The organism is Halomonas sp. BC04 (assembly GCF_000568385.1).
Genome location: NZ_AZQX01000379.1, coordinates 1 through 5,174 on the forward strand (window position 1 = coordinate 1; position 5,174 = coordinate 5,174).

The 5,174-nt window shown below is 62.7% G+C and carries 7 protein-coding genes; 4 read left to right on the forward strand and 3 right to left on the reverse strand.

Annotated elements, in window-relative coordinates:
* Together Q427_RS25455 and Q427_RS25460 are read right to left on the reverse strand one after the other, a co-directional pair.
* A partial coding sequence (locus tag Q427_RS25455; protein WP_043518186.1) for an aldehyde dehydrogenase family protein occupies positions 1 to 936 on the reverse strand: 936 nt, incomplete at its 3' end.
* A gap of 155 nt (positions 937 to 1,091) precedes the next feature.
* Positions 1,092 to 1,583 (reverse strand): MarR family winged helix-turn-helix transcriptional regulator, encoded by a 492-nt coding sequence (locus tag Q427_RS25460; RefSeq protein ID WP_043518187.1) that lies wholly within the window; start codon positions 1,581 to 1,583, stop codon positions 1,092 to 1,094.
* Between the two features lie 69 nt (positions 1,584 to 1,652).
* Between Q427_RS25460 and Q427_RS25465 the strand changes: the two genes are divergently transcribed.
* Positions 1,653 to 2,627, forward strand: coding sequence for a DMT family transporter (locus Q427_RS25465; protein WP_051496711.1), 975 nt, complete (start codon positions 1,653 to 1,655; stop codon positions 2,625 to 2,627).
* Here Q427_RS25465 and Q427_RS25470 read toward each other — a convergent pair.
* A complete protein-coding gene (locus Q427_RS25470) occupies positions 2,624 to 2,935 on the reverse strand; it encodes a cupin (RefSeq protein ID WP_043518188.1) in 312 nt (103 codons plus the stop codon). The genes Q427_RS25465 and Q427_RS25470 overlap by 4 nt on opposite strands.
* 224 nt (positions 2,936 to 3,159) lie before the next feature.
* Between Q427_RS25470 and Q427_RS25475 the strand changes: the two genes are divergently transcribed.
* The 3 genes from Q427_RS25475 to Q427_RS25485 form a co-directional block, all read left to right on the forward strand.
* Positions 3,160 to 4,029: a LysR family transcriptional regulator gene (locus tag Q427_RS25475; protein ID WP_043518191.1), complete on the forward strand. Its 870-nt coding sequence runs from the start codon at positions 3,160 to 3,162 to the stop codon at positions 4,027 to 4,029.
* Between the two features lie 98 nt (positions 4,030 to 4,127).
* Positions 4,128 to 4,487 (forward strand): YciI family protein, encoded by a 360-nt coding sequence (locus tag Q427_RS25480; RefSeq protein ID WP_043518193.1) that lies wholly within the window; start codon positions 4,128 to 4,130, stop codon positions 4,485 to 4,487.
* Positions 4,488 to 4,496: 9 nt separating this feature from the next.
* Positions 4,497 to 5,174: RNA polymerase sigma factor (locus Q427_RS25485; RefSeq protein ID WP_043518195.1), on the forward strand; the 678-nt coding region annotated here is incomplete at its 3' end.

Consider the following 5,174-nt stretch of genomic DNA (forward strand, 5'->3'; position numbering starts at 1 on the left):
CGGCATCCTCGAGGTAGCTTGGAGGCGTTCGAAGTGCCGCTCGTTGATGATCGCGGTGTAGTCGGGGTTGTCCTCGAGTGTGGGGTAGAAGCTCAGCACCGCCTCGCGGAAGGCCGTCACGAAATCGTCGACCCGTTCTCTGGGAACCAAAACATAGTCCGGCGCAATGCAGGTCTGTCCGGCGTTCAACGACTTGCCGAAGGCGATACGCTGTGCAGCGTCCTTCAGCGGCACGTCACGGGAAACGATGGCCGGCGACTTGCCACCCAGTTCCAGCGTCACCGGCGTCAGGTTATCGGCCGCGGCGCGCATGACATGCCTGCCGATCGAGGTGGCGCCGGTGAACAGCAGGTGGTCGAAAGGCAGCCTGGAGAAGGCAGCGCCCACCTCCGCCTCACCCAGCACCACGGTCACCAGATCCTCCGGGAATACGCGGGCAAGAAGTTCCTTCAATAGTTGCGAGGTGCGCGGCGTCGCTTCGCTCATCTTGATCATGACGCGGTTACCGGCCGCCAGGGCGCCGGTCAACGGGCTGATGGCGAGGAAGAGCGGATAGTTCCAGGGCGCGATGATACCCACCACACCGAGCGGTTGGTAAACGACCTTGGCCCTGGCCGGCTGGAAGACCAGGTTGACCGAGCGGCTGGAGGGCTTCATCCACCGCTTCAGCCGTTTGCTGGCGTAGTCGATGCCATGCAGGCTCGGCATGATCTCGGCGAGCAGGGTCTCGTCGGCGGAGCGGTTGCCGAAATCCTCGGAGATCGCACGGACGATCGTGTTCTGCTCGCTCTTGATCAGCTCGCGAAGTCTTCCGAGCCACTCTCGGCGCTCCTGGGACGACGGCATGGGATTGGCCCGGCAGGCTGCCCGCTGCCGTTTCAACTGGTGCTCCAGCTCATCCAGTGACATGGGGTTGCTGTCCAGTTCCTGCGGCATCTCAGCACTCTCGTTGATCACGGCTAACGGCTCTAGCGTATCGGCATGACGGGTTGCGGCTGTTAAGCGTCAGGCAACCTTTGGAGGAACTTACCAGCACCTCGCGCTGAAGTCTTGGGTCCCGGCCCTTGTCTAGTACGGACTGGGTCCTCCGCTCAGGCTTCGTCGGCCAAACCTTCCAGCAGTTTGCTCAAGAGCTCGCTCAGCGCCTGCTGCTCTTCGCGGCTGAGGGCAGTCAGCATCCTGCCCTCGTTCGCCACGTGGCGGGGAATCATCTCTGCCATCAGCGCCATGCCTTTCTCGGTCAGCGAGACCAGGGTGCCGCGTCGATCCTCGGGGTTGGGCGAACGAGCAATCAGACCCGCCTTTTCCAGTCGGTCCAGCCGGCTTGTCATTCCCCCCGACGAGATCATCAAGGTCTCGAACAGCTGCGTCGGTCCCAGGCGATAGGGTGGGCCCGAGCGGCGCAGCGTGGCCAGCACGTCGAATTCGCCGGCCTGCAGGCCGTACTCCTTGAAGAAGGCTTGCAGCCGCTCCTGGGTGAGCTGCTGCGTGGTCTTCAAATACCCCACCACCTCCATCGGCAGCAGATCGAGATCGGGCATTTCCTGTTGCCATTGGGCAATGGCCTGCTTGACACGGTTCATAGGCAAGTTTATCTTTCCATCAAGATACTTTTTGTCAAGATTCTTTTTGCCATGCTATAGGAGCCGATCATGGCCAACTCAGCGACATCGCGCAACCGCACCGGCTGGTACGCCCTGGCTTGTCTGCTGCTGGTCGGCAGTCTGCTGGCGCTTTCGCTGGTCGTCGCCAAGCTCGCCGACGATGCTGGCGCGCCGCGCTTGAGTTTCCTGATGGTGGCCGTGACCGGCGCCGGTCTACTGCTGCTGGCACTGGCGGCGCTGCAGCGCCAGCCGATGAGGATCGACCGGCGCATCCTCGAGTATGCCCTGGTCTCGGGCGCATTGTTCGCCCTGCCCAATGCGCTCGCCTTCCTGGCGGTGCGCCACGTGGGGGCCGGTTTCATCTCGCTCAGCTTCGCCTTCCCGATCCTCGTGACCTGGGTGCTGGCGGTGGGGCTGGGCATGGAGCGCATCAATGCACTGCGGCTGCTGGGAGTGCTGCTGGGGCTGGTTGGCGGGGTGTTGCTGGCCTGGGCCAAGGCCGGCGGCATGCAGGGGGCCCAGGGCTGGGCCGCGCTGGTACTGACGATTCCGCTGATCCTGGCGCTGGGGAATGTCTATCGCACCCTGCGCTGGCCCGGCGGAGCGGGAGCGGTTTATCTGGCCGCGCTGATGCTGCTGGGCGGCGCGCTGACCCTCGCTCCCTTTGCGCTGGCATTCGAAATGCGGGAGGCGTCTCAGCTGCTCGGTACGAAAGTGATTCGGCTACTTCTGCTCGAAGGCATGGTCTTCACCGTGCTCTATGTCCTCTTCTTCGTGCTGCAAAAGATCGCCGGGCCCGTCTACCTCAGCCAGATCGGCATGGTGGCTGCGCTGGTCGGTACGCTGATTGCCGTCTTTCTGTTGGGTGAGGCGATGCCTCCCTATCTGGGCCTGGCGGGAGTGCTGGTGCTGTCGGGTTCGATCCTGTTCCACCGCGGCGGCGTTGGCCGCGAAACGCCGCGGCTAGCTCTGGCAAAGCCTCATCAGGCTAGAAACGGATTGTCTCCCAGGCTCAGAGGCTAGACGCTGCCCTCCTTCTCGACCACCAGTATCCTGGCTGCGCCGATGGGACAGGCGATATGCTCGGTGCCCGCCGAGGCAAAGAAGATGTCGCCAACCTCCAGCAGTCGGGAGTGCTCGATACCCTCGCTGCGATACCGCATCTCCACCTGGCCATCGAGTACCACGAAGACCTCCTCGCCGTCATTGATATGCCAGCGATAGGGCTGGTCGGTCCAATGCAGGCGAGTGGTGATACCGTTCATGTTGGCGATGTCCTTGGCTTCCCAGGCGCGCTCGGCGGTGAAGTCCCGGCTGCGGGTGATCTCCATGCTCTGTTGTCCTTCTTTGTTGCGGAAGTTTCACGGCGGCTTCAGGCGGCCAGATGCGTATATTGCATGAGAACTCATCCAGCGGACAAATTATCTTAATTAATCTGTGGCTGACGGCAAAGTGCGTTGTTTCATTATTTTCTGCTATCTTTCATTTTCAGCCGGGATTCGTGTTTAGCTGATACATAATAAAAACAATCCCTTATTTATAGCGGATTATTATGATGCTTGATCTATTGTTGCTCCGTAGTTTTGTCACGATTATCGAGGAGGGGAGTTTTACTGCCGCGGCCAACCGATTGCATCTCACCCAGCCCGCGATCAGTGGGCACCTGCGCCGCCTGGAATCTCAGCTGGGCAAGCCGTTGCTGCAGCGAACGACGCGAAGTTTCCAACTGACGCCGGAGGGAGAGAGCCTGCTGAGCTATGCCCGAGCCATGTTGGCCCTCAATCGCGATGCCTTGGCTCAACTGACGAGCTCTTCCTTTCATGGCTGCCTGCGCCTGGGAGTGGCCGAGGACCTTGCCAATGAGCGACTAATGACGACGCTGAAGCGCTTCATGAAGCGTCATCCCCTGGCAGACGTCGAGGTGCGCGTTGGCATTCCGTCAGATCTGCTCACCTCGATGCGACAGGGGCACCTCGATATGGTGCTGGGGGCACAGTGCGTTGAGCAGGAGGCAGGCATCTGCCTCTGGCGGGAGCCTTTGGTCTGGGCCTGGGCCGAGGGTGAGTCTTGCGAGCTTCCTTCACCGTTGCCCCTGGCTCTCTTCCCCGAGCCCTGTCCATATCGGGAAATCGCCCTGGCGCAATTGGCGATGGCGGGAATTGCCCAGCATACTGCCATGCTGTGCGTGAGCGGAGCCGGCATGCGGGCCGCCGCTACCAGCGGTTTTGCCATCGCCCCCATGCCGGTCAGCCAACTGGTACCGGGGCTGGTCGCCCTTTCGCCCGGGCATGGACTACCTGCGTTGCCGGATGTCGAGGTCAGGCTGGTCAGCGCGGCCAGCAACGATGAGCAGGGTCTGCTGGCGGCATTGACGGATGTCCTGGTCACCGAACTGGCTCCCGTGCGGAAGGCTGAGACGGCATGATGTCATCACCAAGGAGGCGCCTGGCCTGTCGATTCATCGCGCCACCGTTCGATCTCTCATCAGGCAGCCATGGGGCTGCGCTACCAGGAGAACCTGCCATGCAATACATGCTGATGTGCTGTATCGACGAGGCCCTGTGGAACGGCCTGCCGGATGCCGAGCGCGATTCGGTCATGAATGACTATAACGCCCTGATCCAGGAGATGGTCACCAGCGGAAGCTACCGTGGCGGTGCCCGGCTGCAGTCGGTGGATTCGGCAACCACCCTGCGCGAGAAGAACGGCAAGGTGGTGACGCTTGACGGCCCCTTCGCTGAGAGCCGCGAGCAACTGGGCGGTTTCCACGTGGTGGAGTGCCGCGACCTGGACGAGGCTCTGGGGTGGGCCCGGCGTATTCCGCCGTTGAGGGTCGGCGGCTCGATCGAGGTGCGCCCGGTGGACCCCGCCTATCGCCTGTAAGGGAGTGCCGTGTCTCTGGACGAGCTCTATCGTCGTGAATATGGCCGTGTATTGGCCAGCCTGATTCGCCGCTTCGGTTACTTCGAGCTGGCGGAGGACGCCGTGCAGGCAGCCTTCGAGGCGGCAGTGGTGCAATGGCCGGTGGAGGGCTGGCCGCCGAACCCTGTCTCGTGGTTGATCGCCACCGCACGCCACAAGGTCGTCGATCAGCTGCGTCACCAGCAGATGCGCGAGCGCAAGAGCGATGAGCTGAACCAGTATCTTTCACTATTGCTCGAGCGTGATCTCGAAGCCGAACCGCTGGACAGCCTGCGCCTGATCTTTGCCTGCTGCCACCCGGCCCTGGCGCGGCCTGCCCAGGTGGCGCTGACGCTGCACACCCTGGGTGGGTTGCGCACCGAGGAGATCGCCCGGGCCTTCATGGTGCCGGTGCCGACTCTGGCGCAGCGGCTGGTGCGGGCCAAGGCCAAGATCCGCGACGCCGGGATTCCCTTCGAGGTACCGGAGGACTCGGACCTGGATGAGCGCCTGGAGTCGGTGCTGGCGGTGATCTACCTGATCTTCAACGAAGGCTACGCGGCCAGTTTCGGCGATGACTGGGTACGTGCCGACCTCTGCGCCGAGGCGATCCGCTTGGGGCGGATGCTGGTGCGGTTGCTGCCGGCGGAGCGCGAGGTGCGTGGCCTG

What these genes read in the sequence shown, in the direction of transcription:
- Q427_RS25460 (WP_043518187.1), bottom strand. Translation starts at nt 1,583, where the DNA reads ATGAACCGTGTCAAGCAGGCCATTGCCCAATGGCAACAGGAAATGCCC.
- Q427_RS25465 (WP_051496711.1), top strand. Translation starts at nt 1,653, where the DNA reads ATGGCCAACTCAGCGACATCGCGCAACCGCACCGGCTGGTACGCCCTG.
- Q427_RS25470 (WP_043518188.1), bottom strand. Translation starts at nt 2,935, where the DNA reads ATGGAGATCACCCGCAGCCGGGACTTCACCGCCGAGCGCGCCTGGGAA.
- Q427_RS25475 (WP_043518191.1), top strand. Translation starts at nt 3,160, where the DNA reads ATGCTTGATCTATTGTTGCTCCGTAGTTTTGTCACGATTATCGAGGAG.
- Q427_RS25480 (WP_043518193.1), top strand. Translation starts at nt 4,128, where the DNA reads ATGCAATACATGCTGATGTGCTGTATCGACGAGGCCCTGTGGAACGGC.